The 19,602-nt window shown below is 69.9% G+C and carries 23 protein-coding genes; 18 read left to right on the forward strand and 5 right to left on the reverse strand.

Annotation, left to right across the window (positions count from 1 at the left end; all coding sequences use genetic code 11):
* Positions 1-13: 13 nt before the first annotated feature.
* The gene (locus ABS73_RS07745; RefSeq protein ID WP_277019596.1) at positions 14-676 is read right to left on the reverse strand and encodes a uroporphyrinogen-III synthase; all 663 of its coding nucleotides are present in this window, start codon (positions 674-676) and stop codon (positions 14-16) included.
* Between the two features lie 65 nt (positions 677-741).
* Between ABS73_RS07745 and tsaD the strand changes: the two genes are divergently transcribed.
* From tsaD to truA, 9 genes are all read left to right on the forward strand, one after another.
* Positions 742-1,809 (forward strand): tRNA (adenosine(37)-N6)-threonylcarbamoyltransferase complex transferase subunit TsaD, encoded by a 1,068-nt coding sequence (tsaD, locus tag ABS73_RS07750; protein ID WP_277019597.1) that lies wholly within the window; start codon positions 742-744, stop codon positions 1,807-1,809.
* A complete protein-coding gene (locus tag ABS73_RS07755) occupies positions 1,806-2,744 on the forward strand; it encodes an NAD(P)H-dependent glycerol-3-phosphate dehydrogenase (RefSeq protein ID WP_277019599.1) in 939 nt (312 codons plus the stop codon). Before tsaD ends, ABS73_RS07755 begins: the two co-directional genes overlap by 4 nt.
* The gene (locus ABS73_RS07760; protein ID WP_136855438.1) at positions 2,744-3,016 is read left to right on the forward strand and encodes a YciI family protein; all 273 of its coding nucleotides are present in this window, start codon (positions 2,744-2,746) and stop codon (positions 3,014-3,016) included. Before ABS73_RS07755 ends, ABS73_RS07760 begins: the two co-directional genes overlap by 1 nt.
* Positions 3,016-3,441: an EVE domain-containing protein gene (locus tag ABS73_RS07765; protein ID WP_136855437.1), complete on the forward strand. Its 426-nt coding sequence runs from the start codon at positions 3,016-3,018 to the stop codon at positions 3,439-3,441. Before ABS73_RS07760 ends, ABS73_RS07765 begins: the two co-directional genes overlap by 1 nt.
* Before the next feature lie 293 nt (positions 3,442-3,734).
* The gene (locus tag ABS73_RS07770) at positions 3,735-3,980 is read left to right on the forward strand and encodes a DUF4170 domain-containing protein (RefSeq protein WP_136855436.1); all 246 of its coding nucleotides are present in this window, start codon (positions 3,735-3,737) and stop codon (positions 3,978-3,980) included.
* Positions 3,980-5,164, forward strand: a complete 1,185-nt coding sequence (locus ABS73_RS07775; protein WP_277019602.1) for a 3-deoxy-D-manno-octulosonic acid transferase — start codon at positions 3,980-3,982, stop codon at positions 5,162-5,164. The genes ABS73_RS07770 and ABS73_RS07775 overlap by 1 nt, the downstream gene beginning before the upstream one ends.
* Positions 5,161-6,150 carry a tetraacyldisaccharide 4'-kinase gene (gene lpxK / locus ABS73_RS07780; RefSeq protein ID WP_277019604.1) on the forward strand — a complete coding sequence of 330 codons (990 nt, stop codon included), beginning with the start codon at positions 5,161-5,163 and terminating at the stop codon, positions 6,148-6,150. Before ABS73_RS07775 ends, lpxK begins: the two co-directional genes overlap by 4 nt.
* A gap of 142 nt (positions 6,151-6,292) precedes the next feature.
* The gene (locus ABS73_RS07785) at positions 6,293-7,264 is read left to right on the forward strand and encodes a 5-bromo-4-chloroindolyl phosphate hydrolysis family protein (RefSeq protein ID WP_277019606.1); all 972 of its coding nucleotides are present in this window, start codon (positions 6,293-6,295) and stop codon (positions 7,262-7,264) included.
* Complete coding sequence (gene truA, locus ABS73_RS07790) at positions 7,264-8,064, forward strand: tRNA pseudouridine(38-40) synthase TruA (RefSeq protein WP_277019608.1); 801 nt, start codon at positions 7,264-7,266, stop codon at positions 8,062-8,064. The genes ABS73_RS07785 and truA overlap by 1 nt, the downstream gene beginning before the upstream one ends.
* Here the strand turns inward: truA and ABS73_RS07795 are convergent.
* Positions 8,013-8,807 carry a sugar transferase gene (locus ABS73_RS07795; protein WP_338118586.1) on the reverse strand — a complete coding sequence of 265 codons (795 nt, stop codon included), beginning with the start codon at positions 8,805-8,807 and terminating at the stop codon, positions 8,013-8,015. The two genes, truA and ABS73_RS07795, sit on opposite strands and share 52 nt — an antisense overlap.
* A 158-nt stretch (positions 8,808-8,965) precedes the next feature.
* On the opposite strand from ABS73_RS07795, the gene ABS73_RS07800 reads away from it, so the two are divergent.
* From ABS73_RS07800 to ABS73_RS07840, 9 genes are all read left to right on the forward strand, one after another.
* Positions 8,966-9,424, forward strand: coding sequence for a universal stress protein (locus ABS73_RS07800; protein ID WP_136855431.1), 459 nt, complete (start codon positions 8,966-8,968; stop codon positions 9,422-9,424).
* An 86-nt stretch (positions 9,425-9,510) separates the two neighbouring features.
* Positions 9,511-10,074, forward strand: coding sequence for a NifU family protein (locus ABS73_RS07805; RefSeq protein ID WP_136855430.1), 564 nt, complete (start codon positions 9,511-9,513; stop codon positions 10,072-10,074).
* A complete protein-coding gene (gene tsaB, locus ABS73_RS07810; protein ID WP_286693426.1) occupies positions 10,067-10,636 on the forward strand; it encodes a tRNA (adenosine(37)-N6)-threonylcarbamoyltransferase complex dimerization subunit type 1 TsaB in 570 nt (189 codons plus the stop codon). The genes ABS73_RS07805 and tsaB overlap by 8 nt, the downstream gene beginning before the upstream one ends.
* Positions 10,633-11,073: a GNAT family N-acetyltransferase gene (locus tag ABS73_RS07815; RefSeq protein ID WP_277019613.1), complete on the forward strand. Its 441-nt coding sequence runs from the start codon at positions 10,633-10,635 to the stop codon at positions 11,071-11,073. Before tsaB ends, ABS73_RS07815 begins: the two co-directional genes overlap by 4 nt.
* Before the next feature lie 81 nt (positions 11,074-11,154).
* Positions 11,155-12,144, forward strand: coding sequence for a BMP family lipoprotein (locus tag ABS73_RS07820; protein WP_277019615.1), 990 nt, complete (start codon positions 11,155-11,157; stop codon positions 12,142-12,144).
* Positions 12,144-13,787 (forward strand): ABC transporter ATP-binding protein, encoded by a 1,644-nt coding sequence (locus ABS73_RS07825; protein WP_277019617.1) that lies wholly within the window; start codon positions 12,144-12,146, stop codon positions 13,785-13,787. The genes ABS73_RS07820 and ABS73_RS07825 overlap by 1 nt, the downstream gene beginning before the upstream one ends.
* The gene (locus ABS73_RS07830) at positions 13,787-14,893 is read left to right on the forward strand and encodes an ABC transporter permease (RefSeq protein WP_277019619.1); all 1,107 of its coding nucleotides are present in this window, start codon (positions 13,787-13,789) and stop codon (positions 14,891-14,893) included. The genes ABS73_RS07825 and ABS73_RS07830 overlap by 1 nt, the downstream gene beginning before the upstream one ends.
* Positions 14,890-15,918, forward strand: a complete 1,029-nt coding sequence (locus ABS73_RS07835; RefSeq protein ID WP_277019621.1) for an ABC transporter permease — start codon at positions 14,890-14,892, stop codon at positions 15,916-15,918. The genes ABS73_RS07830 and ABS73_RS07835 overlap by 4 nt, the downstream gene beginning before the upstream one ends.
* Positions 15,902-16,708 carry a purine-nucleoside phosphorylase gene (locus tag ABS73_RS07840; RefSeq protein WP_277019623.1) on the forward strand — a complete coding sequence of 269 codons (807 nt, stop codon included), beginning with the start codon at positions 15,902-15,904 and terminating at the stop codon, positions 16,706-16,708. The genes ABS73_RS07835 and ABS73_RS07840 overlap by 17 nt, the downstream gene beginning before the upstream one ends.
* Here ABS73_RS07840 and yghX read toward each other — a convergent pair.
* From yghX to ABS73_RS07855, 3 genes are all read right to left on the reverse strand, one after another.
* Positions 16,696-17,577 carry a YghX family hydrolase gene (yghX, locus tag ABS73_RS07845; RefSeq protein ID WP_277019625.1) on the reverse strand — a complete coding sequence of 294 codons (882 nt, stop codon included), beginning with the start codon at positions 17,575-17,577 and terminating at the stop codon, positions 16,696-16,698. The two genes, ABS73_RS07840 and yghX, sit on opposite strands and share 13 nt — an antisense overlap.
* 105 nt (positions 17,578-17,682) lie before the next feature.
* Positions 17,683-18,738, reverse strand: a complete 1,056-nt coding sequence (gene mnmH, locus ABS73_RS07850) for a tRNA 2-selenouridine(34) synthase MnmH (protein ID WP_277019627.1) — start codon at positions 18,736-18,738, stop codon at positions 17,683-17,685.
* Positions 18,739-18,740: 2 nt separating this feature from the next.
* Positions 18,741-19,301 (reverse strand): L,D-transpeptidase, encoded by a 561-nt coding sequence (locus ABS73_RS07855; protein ID WP_277019629.1) that lies wholly within the window; start codon positions 19,299-19,301, stop codon positions 18,741-18,743.
* Between the last annotated feature and the right edge of the window lie 301 nt (positions 19,302-19,602).

Raw genomic sequence — 19,602 nt, forward strand, 5'->3', positions numbered from 1 at the left:
CAACCCGCCGTCGTCACCTTGGTTCCGCGATCAGGGCCCGGCGAATTGCCGCATCCATCGCCGGTCCCGAAGGCGTCTCCGCCACGATCCGCAGCGCCGCGGGCGCGGCCCAGGCCGCATCCGCCGCCGCGCTGATCGCCACCAGCCGCAGGGGCGCCCGCGCGCCGGCGGCCATCGCCGACAGCAGGCGTGCCGAACGCGGCGACCACACCGGCACGACCAGCGGCCGCGCGCCCATCAGCGCCGCCCGCGCCAGGGGCGTCAGCGCCAGCGGCTGCTGGTCATAGACCACCACCCCCGGCACCGGCAGCCGCTGCGCCAGGTGGCGGCCATGCGCATGGACCAGCGGCACCGCGCAGGCGGCGATCAGCGGCGCCAGGCTGTCGGCCGTGCCCTGCCCGACCGTCACCGCAAAGCCCGCGTCGCGGGCGGCCTGGGCGGTACGCTCGCCCACGCAGATCGCCGGGCGCCCACGCCCCGGCCCCGCCGACGGCACCGCATGGGCCGAGGTGAAGACCAGCCCGAGGGCCTGCGCCAGCAGCGCCCCATCATGATCGACCGGCACGATGCGCAGCACCGGAGATATCAGCGCGTCATGGCCCAGACGCGCCGCGTCCCGCTCCGAATCGGGGCGGGGGCGGGTCAGCAGCAGCAGGGGGCGAGGCGCGGGCGGCATTGGCATCCTGTCGGGCGGGTGTTACGCCCTGTGGCTACGCCTCAGCCATCATCCGGGCAAGAGCCATGACACAGACCATCTTTCTGGGCATCGAGAGCAGCTGCGATGACACCGCCGCCGCCATCGTGACCGGCGACCGGCAGATCCTGTCCAGCGTGGTCAGCAGCCAGTCCGACCTGCATGCCGATTTCGGCGGCGTGGTCCCCGAGATCGCCGCCCGCGCCCATGCCGAACGCCTTGACCTGGTCGTCGAACAGGCGCTGGTCGATGCCGGGCTGGGCCTGGACGCGCTGAGCGGCATCGCGGTCACCGCCGGACCCGGGCTGATCGGCGGCGTGATGGCGGGCGTCATGTGCGCCAAGGGCATCGCCGCGGGCACCGGCCTGCCGCTGGTGGGGGTGAACCACCTGGCGGGGCATGCGCTGACGCCGCGGCTGACCGACGGGATCGACTATCCCTATCTGATGCTGCTGGTGTCGGGCGGGCATTGCCAGTTCCTGCGCGTGGACGGGCCGGACGCCTACACCCGCCTTGGCGGCACCATCGACGACGCGCCCGGAGAGGCCTTTGACAAGGTCGCCAAGCTGCTGGCCCTGCCCCAGCCCGGCGGACCGCATGTCGAGGCCGAGGCGGCGGGCGGCGACGCCCATCGCATCCCCCTGCCCCGCCCGCTGCTGGACCGCCCCGGCTGCGACATGAGTTTCTCGGGGCTGAAGACGGCGGTGCTGCGCGCCCGCGACACGCTGATCGCGGATCAGGGCGGCCTGCGCACCGCCGACCGGCGCGATCTGTGCGCGGCGTTCCAGGCGGCGGTGGCCGATGTCCTGGCCGAGAAATCGCGCCGCGCGCTGGCCCTGTCGCCGGTGCCGGTGCTGGCCGTCGCGGGCGGCGTGGCCGCCAACGGCCCCATCCGCGCGGCGCTGCAGCAGGTCGCGGCGGCGGCGGGCGCGCGGTTCCTGGCCCCGCCTTTGCGGCTGTGCACCGACAATGGCGCGATGATCGCATGGGCCGGGATCGAGCGGTTCCGCATGGGTCATCGCGACGACATGACCCTGTCGGCGCGCCCGCGCTGGCCACTGGATCAGGGCGCCGCACCCATGCTGGGCAGCGGCAAGCGGGGGGCCAAGGCATGATCGGGGTTCTGGGCGCAGGCGCCTTTGGCACGGCGCTGGCCGTGGCGCTGGCGGCGAATGGGCCGGTCACGCTGTGGGGGCGGCGCATCGACTGGCGCGGCGAAAATCCGCGCCTGCCCGGCGTGACCATGCCCGGTGCGGTGACGGTGACGCAGGACCTGGACGCCGCGCTGGCCTGCGACACGATCCTGCTGGCGCTGCCCGCGCAGGCTTTGGGCGGGTTTCTGGACGAACACGGCGCGCGGTTGGCGGGCCGGGTGCTGGTCAGCACGGCCAAGGGGATCGACCTGCAGCATCTGACCGGTCCCTCTGCGCTGATCGCGCAGGCGGCCCCGGATGCGGTGGTGGCGGTGCTGACGGGCCCGTCCTTCGCCGCCGATATCGCGCGTGGGCTGCCGACCGCGCTGACGCTGGCCTGCGCGGACGCGGCCGCCGGGGCCGCGCTGCAGGCGCGGCTGTCGACGCCGGTCCTGCGGCTTTACCGGACCACCGACGTGACCGGGGCCGAGCTGGGCGGCGCGCTAAAGAACGTCATCGCCATCGCTGCGGGCGTGGTGATCGGCGCGGGTTTGGGCGACAGCGCGCGCGCCGCGATCATCACCCGCGGATTCGCCGAGATGACGCGGCTGGCCACGCATCTGGGCGCGCGCCCCGAAACGCTGACCGGGCTGTCGGGGCTGGGCGACCTGACGCTGACCTGCACCTCGGCGGGGTCGCGCAATTTCCGGTTCGGCTGCGCGATCGGGTCGGGGTCGGCCTGGGACAGCGCCACCACGGTCGAGGGCGCCGCCACCGCCCGCGCGCTGGCGCGGATGGCGCTGCGCGACGGGCTGGACCTGCCCATCGCCGCGATGGTCGCGCGCCTTGCCCAAGGCGACGTTTCGGTGGAAAAGGCCATGGACCGCCTGCTGGCCCGACCCCTCAAGGAGGAATGATGCCCCTGTTCGCCGTGATCTGCCGGGACAAGCCCGGTGCCCTGCAAACCCGCTTGGACACCCGCGACGCCCATCTGGGCTTTATCCGCGAGACCGGAATCGTCCGCATGGCCGGCCCCCTGATGGAGGAGGGCGAGATGCGCGGATCGCTGGTGATCCTGGAGGCCGACGACCTGCCGGCCGCGCAGGCCTGGGCCGCGAACGACCCCTACAAGTCGGCGGGGCTGTTCGCCTCGGTCGATGTGGTCGAGTGGAACAAGGTGATCGGCTGATGGCCTATTGGTTGTTCAAATCCGAACCCGACGTCTTTGGCTGGGACGATCTGGTCGCCAAGGGCGATCGGGGCGAGGAATGGGACGGGGTGCGCAGCTATCAGGCGCGCAACAACATGCGCGCGATGGCCCTGGGCGACCGGGGGCTGTTCTATCATTCGAACATCGGCAAGGAAGCCGTGGGCATCGTCGAGGTGATCGCGCTGGCCCATCCCGACAGCACCGCCGAGGACCCGAAATGGGAATGCGTGGACATCCGCGCCCTGTCCCGCCTGCCCCGCGCCATCAGCCTGGAGGAGGCCAAGGCCGAGCCGCGCCTGTCCGATATGGTGCTGGTGAACAATTCGCGCCTGTCCGTCCAGCCGGTGACCGAGGCCGAATGGGCCGTCATCATGGAGCTGTCGGGCGCCGACGCCCCCGATTGATTGCCCCCGGCTGATCGCGTCGGCGAAAGGGGCGCCGGGGGCGGCTGGCCCCCGGTCCGTCTGTCGCGCCGCCCTTTGGCCTGCCAAGGGGGCAAAGGGCGGTGATGCGGGCACACCCCTGTCCCCGCGATGGTTCCGGGCCTTCTGCCCTCAGGCCCGAACCTAGACGCCCGTCCGCCGGGCAGGCAAAGGCGGAACACCTCGAATTTTATGCGTTTCCGCTTCACCGCGCGGGCGGCGCGCGCTAGGTTCGCCCCCGTCCCGATACCCCGTATCCCCCCTCAGGAGGTCCCATGAGTCAGCGCCTGCATCTCGTCTTCGGTGGCGAGCTGGTCGATCCGCAGAGCACCAAGTTCCGCGACACCAAACAGATCCACATGGTCGGCATCTTCCCCGATTACGACAGCGCCTTCGCCGCCTGGAAGGCTGAGGCGCAGCGCACCGTGGACAGCGCCCATACCCGCTATTTCATCGCGCATCTGCACCGCCTGCGCGACGAACAGCGCGAGGTCAGCCCGACCGAGGAACTGGGCGGCTGATGACCCGGCCGGGATCGGGCTTGGGCCAGCTGGGGCTGTGGCTGCATCTGCGCGGCCGCCGCACCGACGCCGCGTCCCTGCCCGCGATCCCGGCCGGCACCGGCCCCGCGCTGGTGGTCCATACCGCCCCGGACGCGGCCCGGGCCGCGCCCCAGATCATCGCCTGCCTGACCCGCGCGCGCGCCGGGCTGCGCCTGCTGCGCCTTGACGCGGACGGCGGGGCCGACGACCCGGTCGTGGCCGCGCAGCTGCTGGACCAGGCACGCCCGCGCGCCGTCCTGCTGTTGGGCTCCGACCTGCCGCCCGCGCTGATCGCGGCGGCCACCGCGCGGCGGGTGCCGGTGATCCTGGCCGAATGCCGGCTCAGCGCGGCGGATCTGGGCTGGGGGCTGCAGGCGCTGATGCGCCGTCAGCTGCTGTCGCAGATGGAGGCGATTCTGCTGACCGACATGCCCAGCCTGACCATCGCCCGCCGCATGTCCCTGCCCGAGGGGCGGCTGTCCATGACCGGCCCGGTCTCGGAAATCCGCGAGCCGCTGCGCTGTTCCGAGACCGAGCGCGCCTCGATGGCGCAGCAGATGAACGGGCGCCACGCCTGGTTCGCGGCCTGCCTGCCGCAGGCCGAGGAGGAGGCCGTGCTGTCCGCGCATCAGGCGGCGCTGCGCCGGTCGCATCGCGCGCTGCTGATCATCGCGCCCGCCGATCCGACCCGCATGGACGCCCTGGCCCGCGACATCGAGGCGCAGGGCCTGACCGTCGCCCGGCGCAGCGAGGACGAGGATTTCGGCGACGAGATCCAGGTCCTGCTGACCGACGGCCCGACCGAGATGGGGCTGTGGTATCGCCTGGCGCCCGTCAGCTTCATGGGCGGCACGCTGTCGGGCGAATCCGACGCCATGCGCCACCCGTTCGAACCCGCCGCCCTGGGATCGGCCATCGTGCACGGCCCGCAGACCGGCCCGCATGCCACCGAATGGCAGCAGCTGTCGGGCGCCCAGGCCGCGCGCCAGGTGCGCCATGCCGAGGATCTGGCCCTGGCCGTCACCGAACTGACCCAGCCCGAAACCATCGCCACCCTGGCCAGCAACGCCTGGACCGTCAGCACGGGGGGCGCCGATGTGGCCCTGCGCATCGCCACCCGCGTCGCCGAGACGCTGGAGCGTCCCGAAAGGCAGCCCGCATGACCCGCGCCCCCGGCTTCTGGTTCCTGACCCCTCCGACGATGCGCGCGCGCCTGCTGACGCCGCTTGGTGCGGGTTATGCGCGGGCCACCGCCCGCCGCCTGGCGCAGGGGCCGCGCGACCGGGTGGGCGTGCCGGTGATCTGCGTGGGCAACATCAATGCGGGCGGCACCGGCAAGACGCCCACCGTGATCCATCTGCAGATGGCGCTGGCGGCGCGGGGGATCGCCGCGCATGTGGTCTCGCGCGGGTATGGCGGCAGCGCGACGGGGCCGCTGCGCGTGGACGAACGCGCCCATGACGCCGCCCTGACCGGGGACGAGCCGCTGCTGATGGCGGCCTTTGGCCCGGTCTGGGTGGCCGATGACCGCCGGGCGGGCGCGCGGGCGGCGGTGGCGGCGGGCGCGCAGGCGATCATCCTGGACGATGGGTTCCAGGACCCGGCGCTGGCGCATGACCTGTCGCTGGTGGTGGTGGATGCGGCCAAGGGGTTCGGCAACGGGCTGTGCATCCCGGCGGGTCCGCTGCGCGAGCCGGTCGCTGTGGGGCTGGCACGGGCCGATCTGCTGCTGTCCATCGGGCCGGATGCGGCGCAGGCGGGGTTCACCGCGCCCCCCGGCGCGCCGCCGCATCTGCGCGGGCAACTGGCGCCGCTGCAGATGGGGTTCGACTGGCGCGGGCACCGGGTGCTGGCATTCGCCGGCATCGGCCACCCCGAGAAGTTCTTTGCCACGCTGCGGTCCCTGGGCGCCGAGATCGTCCGGGCCGAGGGGCTGGACGATCACCAGCCCTTCACCCCCGCCCTGCTGACCCGGCTGGAGACCGAGGCGCGCATGACCCGCGCCCAGCTGGTCACCACCGAAAAGGACGCGGCCCGCCTGCCCCGCGCCTTTCGCCCCAAGGTCATGGCGCTGCCCGTGCGGCTGGCCCTGACGGATGACGCGCCCCTGACTGCGGCGCTGGACCGGCTGTTTCCGCGCGCCGTTTGAATTTCCGGGCGCGATGCCGATATAAGGCGCTGGATGCGAAAGGATGGCCATGTCTCGCAATGCCCAGGCTCGGCTGAGCTTTTATCTGCTGCTGGTGCTGACGCTCTATGCCTCGATGGCGGGCGGGGGCTGAGGGGGGATCATGTCGAACCGATTCGGAGGGCGCTTTTCGCCCGGAACCCGCACGCAGCCCGCCCTGCCGCCCACGCCGCGCCACCCCCATGAGGGGCGGCCGAAATGGATCACGCTGGCCGCGACGCCCTTTCTGCTGGGCGCGTTCTTTCAGGGGCCTGCGGGAATGGTCACCGACCTTGCGGCCTTTGGCCTGGTCGCCAGCGGCATGTGGATGACCCGCGAGGGGCTGGTGGCGCAGGCCACATTCGAGGCACGCCGCATCGCCAAGCGGCCCGCGATCCCGCGCAAGCTGTTCGGCGGCGTGCTGGCGGGGCTGGGCCTGGGCCTTGGCGCTGCGGAACCCGGCATCTGGGCCGAGGCCGGGCTGATCGGCGCGGCGGGCCTGGCGCTGCATCAGATCAGCTTTGGCCTGGACCCGTGGCGCGACAAGACCGCGGCGGGCGTGGACAGCTTTCAGCAGGATCGCGCGCAGCGGATGATCGACGAGGCCCAGGGCCATCTGGAGCAGATGCGCACGGCCATCACCCGCACCGGCGACCGGCGGCTGGAGGCGCGGGTGGCGATGTTCGACGCCTCGGTCCGGCATCTGTTCGACCGGGTGCGCGACAATCCCGGCGGGCTGTCCTCGGCCCGGCGGTATCTGGGGGTCTATCTGATGGGGGCGCGGGACGCGACGATGCGCTTCGCGGACCTCTATGCGCTGACCCAGGATCAGAAGGCGCGGGCCGATTACGAGAGTTTCCTGGACGATCTGGAAAAAGATTTCATCGCCCGCGCCGACCGGCTGCTGGACGGCGACCGCGACGCGCTGGACATCGAGATGTCGGTCCTGCGCGACCGTCTGGCCCGCGAGGGGCTGACCGGCGCCGCGACCCGCGTCGATCCCGCCGACCGCCCCGCCCTGCAGAGCGCCGAGGCGCAGACGCTGGACGATCTACTGCGCACGCCCTTTCCGGGGCAGAAGGTTCCGCGCGACTGATGCCCCGCTTTGCCTTTCAAGTCGAATATGACGGCGCGCCCTTTGCCGGCTGGCAGGCGCAGGCCGATCAGCCAAGCGTGCAGGGCGCGATAGAGGCCGCGCTGGCGCGGCTGGACCCCGGTTTCGCGACCCGCCGTATTGCCGCCGCCGGGCGCACCGATGCGGGCGTGCATGCGACCGGACAGGTGGCCCATGCCGATCTGGACCGCGATTGGGACCTGTTCCGCCTGTCCGAGGCGCTGAACTGGCACCTCAAGCCCGCCCCCGTGGCGATCCTGCAGGCGGCGCGGGTCGATGACGATTTCCACGCGCGGTTTTCCGCGGTCGAGCGGCGCTATCTGTTCCGACTGGTGGCGCGGCGCGCGCCGATGACCCATGGCAAGGGGCAGGTCTGGCAGGTGCTGAACCCGCTGGACTTGGGCGCGATGCGGGCGGGGGCGGCGCATCTGGTCGGGCATCACGACTTTACGACCTTCCGGTCGTCGATCTGTCAGGCGAAAAGCCCGGTGAAGTCGCTGGACGAGATCAGGATCGAGGCGCAGCCCATTCCGCAGGGCATGGAATACCGGTTCCACCTGCGTGCGCGGTCGTTCCTGCACAATCAGGTGCGCAGCATCGTCGGCACGCTGGAGCGGGTGGGCGCGGGATCATGGGCGCCCGACCGGGTCCGCGACGCGCTGGAGGCGCGCAACCGCGCGGCCTGCGGGCCGGTCTGTCCGCCCCACGGGCTGTATCTGACCGGGGTGGGTTACCCGCGCGATCCGTTCGGCGCGCGTGGCGAGGGGCCGACCGGCAGATAGGAATGGCCTCGGCGGCGACGGCGCGGGCGCTCGTCTCGCGAGGAGACGACAATCTTGACCGTGTGCCACAGGATCCACAGGTCCAGCCGCATGGAGCGGTGGCGCTGATAGATCAGGTCGATCTTGAGCTTGGCTGGCAGGCAGCGGCGAGCGTAGGCGCGCTCGGTATCCTCGGCAGACTTGCAGCTGGCAAGAATCCGATCCTCGTGGCGGTGATAGATCAGCGTGGCGAGGCCCGTGACGCCGGGACGGCTTTTCAACACTTGGCCGTAAATGCTGGGATACCGCTCGACATACTCGCGAATGGTCGGGCGGGGTCCGACAAAGCTCATGTCGCCCTTGAGGATGTTGAACAGCTGCGGCAATTCGTCGATACGCGTGCGGCGCAGGAAATGCCCGAGCGGCGTGATCCGCCATTTTTTATGCCCGCCAGTCACGCCCGAATCCGTGTCGGTGCATAGCATGGTGCGGAACTTCAGATGGGTAAAGGGCCGGTTCGGACCGCGCATACGCGGCGCTGCGTAAAAGATCGGTCGACCTTGCGTCACCAAAAGCACCAGCGTGACCACGCCCATCAACAGCGAGAGCGGGATCAGCAGCAGGATGGCGAAGACGATGTCGAACAGCCGTTTGGAAGTCGGCATAGGATTGCGGTCGGCGATCTTGAGCCGGGCGAACCAAGCCATCTGCGAACCCGCGATGCCTACGGCGTCCGTCTTTTCCCAATCATGATGGATCGTCACGACACCGTCCGCTTTGCGATTTCAGGCAATTACCCCTATCGCCGCTAGCACATCATGCAGGGATTGGGAACCGCCCGGCCACCCGTCTCGGCAATCACTTGCGCGTGCATGGCACATCGGCCACTGTCCGGGGACAGGAAACAGGGGTCCGGGTGACGATGCGGAAATTTCTGGTCCTGCTGGACGACAGCAGGGAATGCCTGAACGCGATGCGCTTTGCCGCGATGCGGGCGGCGAAATCGCAGGGCGCGTCGGTGGTGATCCTGTCGGTCATTCCCGCCGAAGAGATCCAGCACGGATTCGGCGTGGCCGACGTGATGCGCGCCGAGGCCCGTGAGCGGATTGAGGCGCATTTCGAGGTGTTCGCCAAATGGATGCGGTCCCGCCAGGGGATCGAGCCTGCGCTGGTCATCCGCGAGGGCGACACCGCCGAGGAGCTGCTGGCGCAGATCACCGAGGATGGCGAGGTGGGCGTCGTCGTGCTGGGCCTGTCATCCGACAAGAGCAGCACGAACCCGGTGCTGACGCGGCTGCTGCGCGATCCGACGGCGCTGCCCTGCGCGATCTCTCTGGTGCCGGGCGATCTGTCCAAGGAGCGGCTGGAGGCCATCACGTGAGCCGCGCCGCGGCATGGCCCGGCGCGTGGCGGGCGGGTTGACCCAAGCCCCCCGGATCGCCATATCGGGATCAAAGGAGCGCCCCCATGTTCATCCAGACCGAGACCACCCCGAACCCCGCCACGCTGAAATTCCTGCCCGGAGAGACGGTACTGGGCAGCGGCACGGCCGATTTCCCCAGCCCCGAGACCGGGGCCGCATCGCCCCTGGCGCGGCGGATCTTTGCGGTGGACGGGGTGACCGGCGTCTTCCTAGGCCGCGATTTCGTGACCGTGACCAAGGCTGACCAGGTGCCGTGGGATCATCTGAAGCCGTCGGTCCTGGGCGCGATCATGGAGCATTTCCAGTCGGGCGCCCCGGCGATCGAGGGGGCGGCATCCGACAATGGCGGCCATGTCGCCCATGAGGCCGGCCCCGATGCCGAGATCGTCGTGCAGATCAAGGAGCTGCTGGACACGCGCGTCCGTCCTGCGGTGGCGCAGGATGGCGGCGACATCACGTTCCACGGGTTCGATCGCGGGATCGTCTATCTGCACATGCAGGGGGCCTGCGCGGGTTGCCCGTCCTCGACCCTGACGCTGAAGATGGGGATCGAGAACCTGCTGCGCCATTACATCCCCGAGGTGGTCGAGGTCCGGCCCGTTGCCTGACCGGATCACCCTGGGATTTGACACATCGGCCGCGCATTGCGCGGCCGCTTTGCTGCGCGGCAATGCAGTTCTGGCGGTGCGCCATGAGCCGATGGCGAAGGGCCAGGCCGAGCGGCTGATGCCGATGCTGGAGGAGATGCTGGCCGAGGCGGGGCTGGGCTGGCGCGATCTGGACGTGATCGGGGTCGGCACGGGGCCCGGCAATTTCACCGGCATCCGCGTGGCGGTCGCGGCCGCGCGTGGGCTGGCGCTGTCACTGCGCATTCCGGCGGTGGGCGTGGGCGCGCCCGAGGCGCTGGCCTGGGGGCTGGCCCGGCCCTGTCGGGTGGTGATCACGGGCAAGGGCGACATGGTCCTGTTTCAGGACTTTGCCGAGGGCGCAGGGGGCCGGCCGCAGCAAGCTGCGACCGGTGCGCTGCCGCCCGGCCCCGCGCCGGCTGCGCCGGCGGTGGGGATCGCCGAGGGGGTCGCGGGCGATCCGCAGCCCCGGCCCGCGCCCGTCTATCTGCGGCCCGCCGATGCGGCGCCTGCGCGCGATGCGCCGCCGGTCATTCTGGCGTGACCGGCGCGGATCACGGCGTGACGCCCGAGGCGCTGGCCGCCCTGCATGCGCGGTGTTTCAAGCGTCCGCGCCCGTGGTCGGCTGCGGAATTTGCGGGTCTGCTGGGCACGCGCGGGGTGTTCCTGCTGACCGCGCCGGGCGGGTTCCTGATGGGCCGCGCCATCGCTGGCGAGGCCGAACTGTTGACCCTGGCAGTGGACCCGGATGCGCGGCGGGGGGGCATCGGGCGTGGTCTGGTTGCCGATTTTGCGGGCAGAGCCGCCCGGATGGGGTCCGATGCGGCCTATCTGGAGGTCGCGGCGGACAACCTTGCGGCACGGAGCCTCTACGCGGCCACGGGATGGCTGGAAGCGGGCGTCAGACGGCGATATTACGGCCCCGCGACGGATGCGATCGTCATGCGTCTGACGCTGCGTGCCACCCAAGAAGGCGGTTGACCGGCCCCATGCGATGCGCCCTAATCGGGCGATCAGCGGGCCCGTTGAATCGCCCGCGAAAAACAGGATGAGGTTGCTTACATGTCCCTGATGAAATCGCTTTTGGCGGGCTCGGCCCTGGCGGTGCTGTCGACCGGCGCGGCGCTGGCCGATCCGGCCCTTATCTATGATCTTGGCGGCAAGTTCGACAAGTCGTTCAACGAGGCGGGCTTCATGGGCGCGCAGCGGTGGGTCGAGGAGACCGGCGGCACCTATCGCGAGCTGGAGATGCAGTCCGAGGCGCAGCGCGAGCAGGCGCTCCGCCGCCTGGCCGAAAGCGGATCGAACCCGATCGTGATGGTGGGCTTTGCCTTTGGCGACGTGCTGACCCAAGTGGCGGGCGATTACCCGGACACCAAATTCGCCATCATCGACATGGTGGTCGAGGCGCCGAACGTGCAGTCGATCGTCTTCACCGAGGAAGAGGGCAGCTATCTGGCAGGCGTGATGGCCGGTCAGGCGTCTGAATCGGGGACTGTCGGATTCATCGGCGGCATGGACATCCCGCTGATCCACAAGTTCCATTGCGGCTTTGCCCAAGGGTTCAAGGCGGTCCAGCCCGAGGGGACAGTGCTGATGAACTTTACCGGCACCACGCCCGCGGCCTGGAACGACCCGGTCCGCGGCGGAGAGCTGACCCGCGCGCAGGTCTCGCAGGGGGCCGACGTGGTCTATGCGGCTGCGGGCGGCACCGGCATCGGCGTGCTGCAGACGGCGGCCGATCTGGGCGTGCTGTCGATCGGCGTGGACAGCAACCAGAACGCGCTGCATCCGGGGCAGGTGCTGACCTCGATGGTCAAGCGCGTGGATAACGCGGTGTTCGACGCCTTTACGGCGGGAACCGAGCTGGAGGCGGGCATCCGTGTCATGGATCTGGCCGCCGAGGGCGTCGATGTCGCCATCGACGACAACAACGCCGATCTGGTCACCGACGAGATGCAGGCTGCCGTGGACGAGGCACGCGCCGCCATCGCCTCGGGCGAGGTCGTGGTGCATGATTACATGACCGACAACGCCTGCCCGGCCTCGTAATGACCACCGCAAGCGACATGTTGGGGGGGCGGTCGGACACGGCCGCCCCCGCTGCCATCGAGCTGCGCGGCATCTCGAAGGCGTTCGGGGCGGTTCAGGCGAACCGCGACATCAGCCTGTCCGTGCCCCGCGGCACCATCCACGGCATCATCGGAGAGAACGGCGCCGGGAAGTCGACGCTGATGTCGATCCTGTACGGGTTCTACAAACCCGATGAGGGCCAGATCCTGGTGGGCGGCAGGCCTATCAGCATCAGCGACAGCCAGACCGCGATCCGCGCGGGCATCGGCATGGTGTTCCAGCATTTCAAGCTGGTGCAGAACTTCACCGTGCTGGAAAACATCATTCTGGGCGTCGAGGATGGCGCGCTGCTGCGCCCGTCCTTGTCCAAGGCGCGCGGCGTGCTGAAGCAGCTGGCGGCCGAATACCAGCTGAACGTGGACCCAGACGAGGTGGTCGAGAACCTGTCCGTCGGCCACCAGCAGCGGGTCGAAATTCTCAAGGCGCTGTATCGCCAGGCCGACATCCTGATCCTGGACGAGCCGACCGGCGTGCTGACACCCGCCGAGGCCGACCACCTGTTCCGCATCCTCAAGGGGCTGCGCGACGAGGGCAAGACGATCATCCTGATCACCCACAAGCTGCGCGAGATCATGGAGATCACCGACAATGTCAGCGTGATGCGCCGCGGCGAGATGGTGGCGTCGGTCAGGACCGCCCAGACCAGCCCCGAGCAGCTGGCCGAGCTGATGGTGGGCCGCAAGGTCCTGCTAAACGTGGACAAGCAACCGGCGCGGCCCCAGGCCCCGGTGCTTGAGGTGCGCGGCCTGACCATGGTCGATATCGATGGGGTCGAGCGCCTGCGCGGCATCGACCTGGACATCCGCGCCGGAGAGATCCTGGGGATCGCCGGCGTGTCGGGCAACGGCCAGACGCAGCTGCTGGAGATTCTGGGCGGATACCCCGAAAAGGGCGCCAAGGTCAGTGGCGCGGTGCAGATGAACGGCGCCCCCCTGCCCCTGTCCGGGCGCGGCTGCGATGCCGGTCAGCGCCGCCGTGACGGCGTGGGCCACATCCCCGAGGACCGTCAGGTCGAGGGGCTGATCATGGATTTCACCGCATGGGAGAACGTGGCCTTTGGCTGGCACGACGCGCCAGAGTTCAACAAGGGCTGGCTGATGGACAATGTCGCCATCCGCCGCGACGCCCAGGCCAAGATGGAGCGGTTCGACGTGCGCCCGCGCGACTGCCACCTGGCGGCGCGCAACTTTTCGGGCGGGAACCAGCAGAAGATCGTCGTCGCGCGCGAGATCGAGCGCAACCCCGACCTGCTGCTGATCGGGCAACCCACGCGCGGCGTCGACATCGGCGCGATCGAGTTCATCCACAAGCAGATCGTGGCGCTGCGCGACGCGGGCAAGGCGATCCTGCTGGTCAGCGTCGAGCTGGACGAGATTTTGGCCTTGTCCGACCGCGTGGCCGTGATGTTCGACGGCCGCATCATGGGCGAACGCCTGCCCGGCCAGACCACCACGGGCGAGCTGGGCCTGCTGATGGCGGGCATCACCGATACGCAGAACACCCCCGCCGAGGCCGGAATTCCGCCCGAGACGACCCATGACCTGCCGGAAGGACGCGCCTGATGGACAAGATGCCGAAATGGGCGGACGTGATCCTGACGCCGCTGATCTCTCTGATCCTGGCGATGGGCTTCTCCGCGCTGGTGATCCTGGCCATCGGCGAAAGCCCGTGGGAGGCGCTCAAGACGATGGTCCAGGGCGCGCTCGGCTCCAGCTATGGCTGGGGATTCACGCTGTATTACGCGACCAACTTCATCTTTACCGGGCTGGCCGTGATGGTCGCCTATCACGCCAGCCTGTTCAATATCGGCGGCGAGGGGCAGGCGGCGATGGGCGGCCTGGGCGTCGCGCTGGTGCTGCTGTATCTGCCGCTGCCGCATTGGGGGCTGGCGCTGCCCGCCGCGATGATCGGGGCGGCGGTCTTTGGCGCGGCCTGGGCATTCATCCCCGCGATCTTGCAGGCGAAACGCGGCAGCCATATCGTGATCACCACGATCATGTTCAACTTTATCGCCGCCGCCACGCTGAACTATGTGCTGGTGAACCTGCTGCGCCCGGTGGGCAGCATGGACCCCGCCACGGCGCGGTTTCCGGCCTCCACCAACCTGCCGTCCCTGACCGACATGGCGGCGGCCATCGGCATCACCTGGGGGCGCAACACGCCCGCCAACATCACCTTTCTGGTGGCCGTGCTGGCGTGCTTCCTGATCTGGGTGCTGATCTGGCGCACCCGCTTGGGCTATCAGATCCGCGCCTTGGGCCGGTCTGAGCCGGGCGCCGTCTATGCGGGCATCAGCCCGGTGCGCATCACCGTCATCGCCATGCTGATTTCCGGCGGGCTGGCGGGCCTGATGGCCATCAACAACGTCATGGGCGAGGCCGAGCGTCTGGTCCTGAACGCGGTCGAGGGTGCAGGCTTCATCGGCATCGCGGTGGCCCTGATGGGCCGCAACCACCCCTTGGGCATCCTGCTGGCGGCGCTGCTGTTCGGGTTCCTCTATCAGGGCGGCGGAGAGCTGGCGCTGTGGACCTCGATCCCGCGGGAACTGATCGTGGTGATCCAGGCGCTGGTCATCCTGTTCACCGGCGCGCTGGACAACATGGTCCGCATGCCGCTGGAGCGGCTGTTCCTGACCATGAAACGGACCAGCCGGGGGGCGGTGAAATGAACATCCGCGAATCGCTGATCGCGATCATCGTCCTGTCCATCTGCGTGATCTGGGCGCTGGCCGACGGGGCCGCCGCCCAGCAGGGCATCGGCAGCGCGCTGCGCCTGATGACGCCGCTGCTGCTGGCCTGTCTGGCGGGGCTTTATTCCGAACGCGCCGGGGTCTTTGACATCGGGCTGGAAGGCAAGATGCTGATGGCGGCCTTTACCGCCGCATCGGTCGCCTATCTGACCGGCAGCGCTTGGCTGGGCCTGGCGGCGGGCATCGCGGGGTCGCTGTCGCTGTCGCTGATCCACGGGCTGGCCTCGATCACCTTCATGGGCAACCAGCTGATCTCGGGCGTGGCGATCAACTTCCTGGCCTCGGGGCTGACCGTGCTGATCGGGCAGAACGCATTCGGCCTGGGCGGGCGGACGCCGTCCCTGACCGGGGCGGGTCGGTTCCAGCCGATCACCCTGCCCTTTGCCGATGCCCTGCGCGATGTGCCGGTGCTGGGGCCGATCTATTCGGGGCTGATCTCGGGGCAGACGATCTTGGTCTATGTAGCCTTCGCGATGGTGCCGATCACCTGGTGGGTGCTGTTCCGCACCCGTTTCGGCCTGCGCCTGCGGGCGGTGGGGGAAAACCCCGCCTCGGTGGACACGGCGGGCGTGTCGGTCACCCGGCTGCGTTATACGGCGGTGGCGATCTGCGGCATCCTGTGCGGCATCGCGGGCGCCTATCTGGCGACCGGCCTGTCGGCGGGCTTCGTCAAGGAGATGACCGCCGGGCGCGGCTTCATCGCGCTGGCGGCGCTGATCTTTGCCAAGTGGCGGCCCTGGCAGGCGCTGTTCGCGACCTTCCTCTTCGGTCTGCTGGAGGCGATCGCGAACCTCTATCCGAACCTGGATCTGGGCATCGTGGTGGTGCCGTCGATGTTCATGAACGCGCTGCCCTATATCCTGACGGTGGTGATCCTGGCCGGTTTCGTCGGCCGCGCCATCCCGCCCCGCGCCGGAGGAGAGCCCTATGTCAAAGAGCGCTGAGCTGGCCGCCCTGATCCGCGACCGCGCGGGCCCGGAGGCCCCGGAATACGGGCTGATCCTGGGATCGGGCCTGGGGCATCTGTCGGGCCAGGTCGATGGCGTGGCGATCCCCTATGACGATCTGCCGGGCTTTCCCCATGCGGGCGTGTCGGGCCATGTCCCACAGCTGGTCATCGGCCAGCTGGAGGGGCGGCGCGTCGCAGTCTTTGGCGGGCGGTCGCATTACTACGAATCGGGGCGCGCGGACGCGATGCGGCTGCCGCTGGAGGTGCTGGCCGCCTTGGGGACGACCAAGCTGATCCTGACCAATGCGGCAGGCTCGCTGCGCGCCGACATCCCGACGGGTGGGCTGATGCTGCTGAACGACCATATCGCCTTTGCCGGCACCAACCCCCTGATCGGAGAGGCAACCGACGCGCGGTTCGTGCCCATGACCGACGCCCATGACGCGGAGATGCGCGCCGCCCTGCGCGACGCCGCCGCAGCCGAAGGGGTCGAGATGCCCGAGGGGGTCTATTGCTGGTTTTCCGGCCCCAGCTTCGAGACCCCGGCCGAGATCCGCGCCGCGCGCATCCTTGGCGCGGATGCGGTGGGCATGTCGACGGTGCCCGAGATCATCCTGGCGCGGTTCCTGGGGCTGCGCACGGCAGCGATCTCGGTCGTCACCAACATGGGGGCCGGGCTGTCCGACGAATCGATCAGCCACGACCACACCAAGGCGATGGCCCCCCTGGGCGCGGCCAAGCTGGAAACGGTGCTGCGCCGGTTCCTGAAGGGTCAGGTCAGGTAGCGGGCGAACCAGTCCAGCGTCCGCTGCCAGGCCAGATCGGCGGCCTCGGGGTCGTATCGCGGCGTCGAATCGTTGTGAAAGCCGTGGTTGGTGCCCGGATAGACATGCGCCTCATAGGTCTTGCCCTCGGCCTGCAGGGCGGCCTCATAGGCGGGCCAGGTGGCGTTGACGTTCTCGTCGATCTCGGCGAACTGGAACAGCAGCGGCACCTGGATCTTGGGCACATCCGCCACCGGCGCCTGTCGCCCGTAAAAGGGCACCGACGCGCCCAGCTCCGGATAGGCCACCGCCAGCGCGTTGCAGACCCCGCCGCCATAGCAGAATCCCACCGCGCCGACGCGGGTGGCATCGTCGCGGCCCATCAGATGCTCGGCCCCGGCAAAGAAATCGTTCATCAGCAGGGTGGGGTCAACCTCGGCCTGCAGGGCGCGCCCCTCCTCATCGTTGCCCGGATAGCCGCCCTTGGAGGTCAGCCCGTCGGGGGCCAGCGCCAGATAACCGGCCTTGGCCAGCCTGCGGGCGACATCCTCGATATAGGGGTTCAGCCCGCGATTCTCGTGGATCACCAGCACCGCGGGCCAGGGGCCGTCGCCTGCGGGTGCGACCTGATAGGCGCGCACCGCGCCATGCCCCTCGGGCGAGGGATAGGTCACGTATTCCGGCACGATGTCGGGGTCGTTGAAGTTCACCTGCTGGGCCAGCGCGTAATTCGGGCGCAGCATGTTCAGCAGCGCCAGCGCAGTCACGCTGCCCACCGCGAACTTGCCCGCGCGGTCCAGGAACTGCCGCTTGGTGATGCGGCCGTGGGCGTAGAAGTCATACAGCTCCAGCAATTCCTGCGGGAAATCCTTGGCACTCATCCGGGTCATCGGGCTCTCCTTGGGTGGCACGACGCGGAGCCTAGGTCGAACCCGCGCCGCCGCCCGATCACAAAAGGGCGACCTGTGCCGCGCGGCCCTGCGGCCAATGCCCCCTCAGCGGGCCATGACCGCCAGCGCAGCCTCGACCTGACCGGTCGCGGCGTCCAGGTCGGCCAGCCCCTCCAGTGCGACGATCTGTCCGCGCCCATCGTCATGCCGCGACCGGTGCTTGTCATAGCGCGGGTCGTAATGGTCGCGCAGCAACCCCTCGGACAGGGCCTGCCATTGGCCCTGCGCCAGTGCCGCGCGCCAGCCCTCGACCCGCTCGGCGGGGTGCAGGGGGGCCATCAGGTCCAGGATGGCGGCGACCTGATCGGGGTCCGCGACCATGTCGCGATAGGTGGCGGCGGTAAAGGCCGCGCGGGCCGCGACGGGCACCCGCAACTGCAGGCGCGGCGCGCGGCAGATGGCCTGCCACATGGCCTTGGGGACGGCGATCTGGCCGATGCGGCTGCTTTCGGCCTCGACCAGCAGGGGGCGGGTGGGGTCCAGACGCTCCAGCGCGACGGCCAGGCGACCCTCGAACATCTTCTGGCTGGGCTGGCCCTCGGGGTGGCCGCCGAACAGGCTGCCGCGATGGTTGGCCAGGCCCTCGAGGTCGATGACCTGATGGCCGCGCAGGGCCAGCCGCTGCAGGATCGCGGTCTTGGCGCTGCCGGTATTGCCGTCCAGCACGATCACCGGGGCCGCGATGGGCCCTTTCTGCACCCGGTCCACCACCAGCGACCGCCACGCCTTGTAGCCACCCTCGACCCGGCCCACGCGCCAGCCGATCTGGCCCAGGATGGTGCCGAAACTGCCCGAGCGCTGCCCGCCGCGCCAGCAATAAACCAGCGGCTTCCACGCCCCGCCCCGGTCGGCCAGCACCCCCTGCAGATGCCGCGCGGCATTGGCCGCGACCAGCGCCGCGCCCAGCTTGCGCGCGTCGAACGGCGACACCTGCTTGTAGATCGTGCCGATCCGGGCGCGTTCGTCGTCGGACAGCACCGGCAGGTTGATGGCGCCGGGCAGGTGATCCTCGGCGTATTCCGCAGGCGCGCGGACATCGATGATGTCGTCGTACCCGGCCAGGACCGGGTCCGCCGCACTGGCCAGCCGCAGCGCGTCCAAGATCAGAAGACGTAGACGGGCGTGCCGATCGGCACCTGGTCGAACAGGCTGATCACGGCCTCGTTGCGCATGCGCAGGCAGCCGTTGGACACCGCCCGCCCGATGGAGCCGGGATCGGTCGTGCCGTGGATGCGGATGGCGGTGTCGTTGCCGCGGTCGTCATACAGATACAGCGCCCGCGCCCCCAGGGGGTTCTGCGGCCCGCCCGGCATGCCGTCGGCGTATTTCTGATAGGCGTCGGGGTTGCGGGCGATCATGTCGTTGGTCGGGCGCCAGCTGGGCCATTCGACCTTGCGGCCGATGGTGGCCTTGCCCTTCCAGACCAGCTCGGCGGTGCCCACGGCCACGCCGTAGCGGATCGCCCGGCCGGGGGCCACGACGTGATACAGATAGAAATCGCGGCTGACCACGACGATGCTGCCGGTCTCGAAATCGTCGCGGATGGCGACCTCGGTCGGGGCAAAGCGGTCGCCTCCGGTGGCCGCAGGGGCGGCCTGCGCCATCGCCAGGGCGGGGGCGGCGGCCATCAGGGCGGCCAGCGAGATCATCTGACGACGGTTCATGGCGTGGTCCTTGGGGTCAGTGTGGTTTTCCCCCGGATACAGCCAAACCGCCCCGGCCCGCAACTCACGTCGGCGTTCTTGGAGCAGCCGGGCTTGACCGCGCGGCCCTGTGGCCACATCTGTAGGGCATGGACAGCCCCCGCCCCTGCTGCCGCACCCGCGCGGCGACCACCCGTCCGGCGCATCTGTGCCGGGGCCGGGGCGACCGGGCCTGCCGGTGCCACATGTCGGCGCGGCCCCGCCATGCGCGCCCCGCGCCCCGGCCCGCCCCGCGCGTGGCCGATGCCTGGGCGCGGCGCGA

The sequence above is a fragment of the Paracoccus sp. SCN 68-21 genome (assembly GCF_001724535.1).
Taxonomy (GTDB): domain Bacteria; phylum Pseudomonadota; class Alphaproteobacteria; order Rhodobacterales; family Rhodobacteraceae; genus Paracoccus; species Paracoccus hibiscisoli.

What these genes read in the sequence shown, in the direction of transcription:
- ABS73_RS07745 (WP_277019596.1), bottom strand. Translation starts at nt 676, where the DNA reads ATGCCGCCCGCGCCTCGCCCCCTGCTGCTGCTGACCCGCCCCCGCCCC.
- tsaD (WP_277019597.1), top strand. Translation starts at nt 742, where the DNA reads ATGACACAGACCATCTTTCTGGGCATCGAGAGCAGCTGCGATGACACC.
- ABS73_RS07755 (WP_277019599.1), top strand. Translation starts at nt 1,806, where the DNA reads ATGATCGGGGTTCTGGGCGCAGGCGCCTTTGGCACGGCGCTGGCCGTG.
- ABS73_RS07760 (WP_136855438.1), top strand. Translation starts at nt 2,744, where the DNA reads ATGCCCCTGTTCGCCGTGATCTGCCGGGACAAGCCCGGTGCCCTGCAA.
- ABS73_RS07765 (WP_136855437.1), top strand. Translation starts at nt 3,016, where the DNA reads ATGGCCTATTGGTTGTTCAAATCCGAACCCGACGTCTTTGGCTGGGAC.
- ABS73_RS07770 (WP_136855436.1), top strand. Translation starts at nt 3,735, where the DNA reads ATGAGTCAGCGCCTGCATCTCGTCTTCGGTGGCGAGCTGGTCGATCCG.
- ABS73_RS07775 (WP_277019602.1), top strand. Translation starts at nt 3,980, where the DNA reads ATGACCCGGCCGGGATCGGGCTTGGGCCAGCTGGGGCTGTGGCTGCAT.
- lpxK (WP_277019604.1), top strand. Translation starts at nt 5,161, where the DNA reads ATGACCCGCGCCCCCGGCTTCTGGTTCCTGACCCCTCCGACGATGCGC.
- ABS73_RS07785 (WP_277019606.1), top strand. Translation starts at nt 6,293, where the DNA reads ATGTCGAACCGATTCGGAGGGCGCTTTTCGCCCGGAACCCGCACGCAG.
- truA (WP_277019608.1), top strand. Translation starts at nt 7,264, where the DNA reads ATGCCCCGCTTTGCCTTTCAAGTCGAATATGACGGCGCGCCCTTTGCC.
- ABS73_RS07800 (WP_136855431.1), top strand. Translation starts at nt 8,966, where the DNA reads ATGCGGAAATTTCTGGTCCTGCTGGACGACAGCAGGGAATGCCTGAAC.
- ABS73_RS07805 (WP_136855430.1), top strand. Translation starts at nt 9,511, where the DNA reads ATGTTCATCCAGACCGAGACCACCCCGAACCCCGCCACGCTGAAATTC.
- ABS73_RS07820 (WP_277019615.1), top strand. Translation starts at nt 11,155, where the DNA reads ATGTCCCTGATGAAATCGCTTTTGGCGGGCTCGGCCCTGGCGGTGCTG.
- ABS73_RS07825 (WP_277019617.1), top strand. Translation starts at nt 12,144, where the DNA reads ATGACCACCGCAAGCGACATGTTGGGGGGGCGGTCGGACACGGCCGCC.
- ABS73_RS07830 (WP_277019619.1), top strand. Translation starts at nt 13,787, where the DNA reads ATGGACAAGATGCCGAAATGGGCGGACGTGATCCTGACGCCGCTGATC.
- ABS73_RS07835 (WP_277019621.1), top strand. Translation starts at nt 14,890, where the DNA reads ATGAACATCCGCGAATCGCTGATCGCGATCATCGTCCTGTCCATCTGC.
- ABS73_RS07840 (WP_277019623.1), top strand. Translation starts at nt 15,902, where the DNA reads ATGTCAAAGAGCGCTGAGCTGGCCGCCCTGATCCGCGACCGCGCGGGC.
- yghX (WP_277019625.1), bottom strand. Translation starts at nt 17,577, where the DNA reads ATGACCCGGATGAGTGCCAAGGATTTCCCGCAGGAATTGCTGGAGCTG.
- ABS73_RS07855 (WP_277019629.1), bottom strand. Translation starts at nt 19,301, where the DNA reads ATGAACCGTCGTCAGATGATCTCGCTGGCCGCCCTGATGGCCGCCGCC.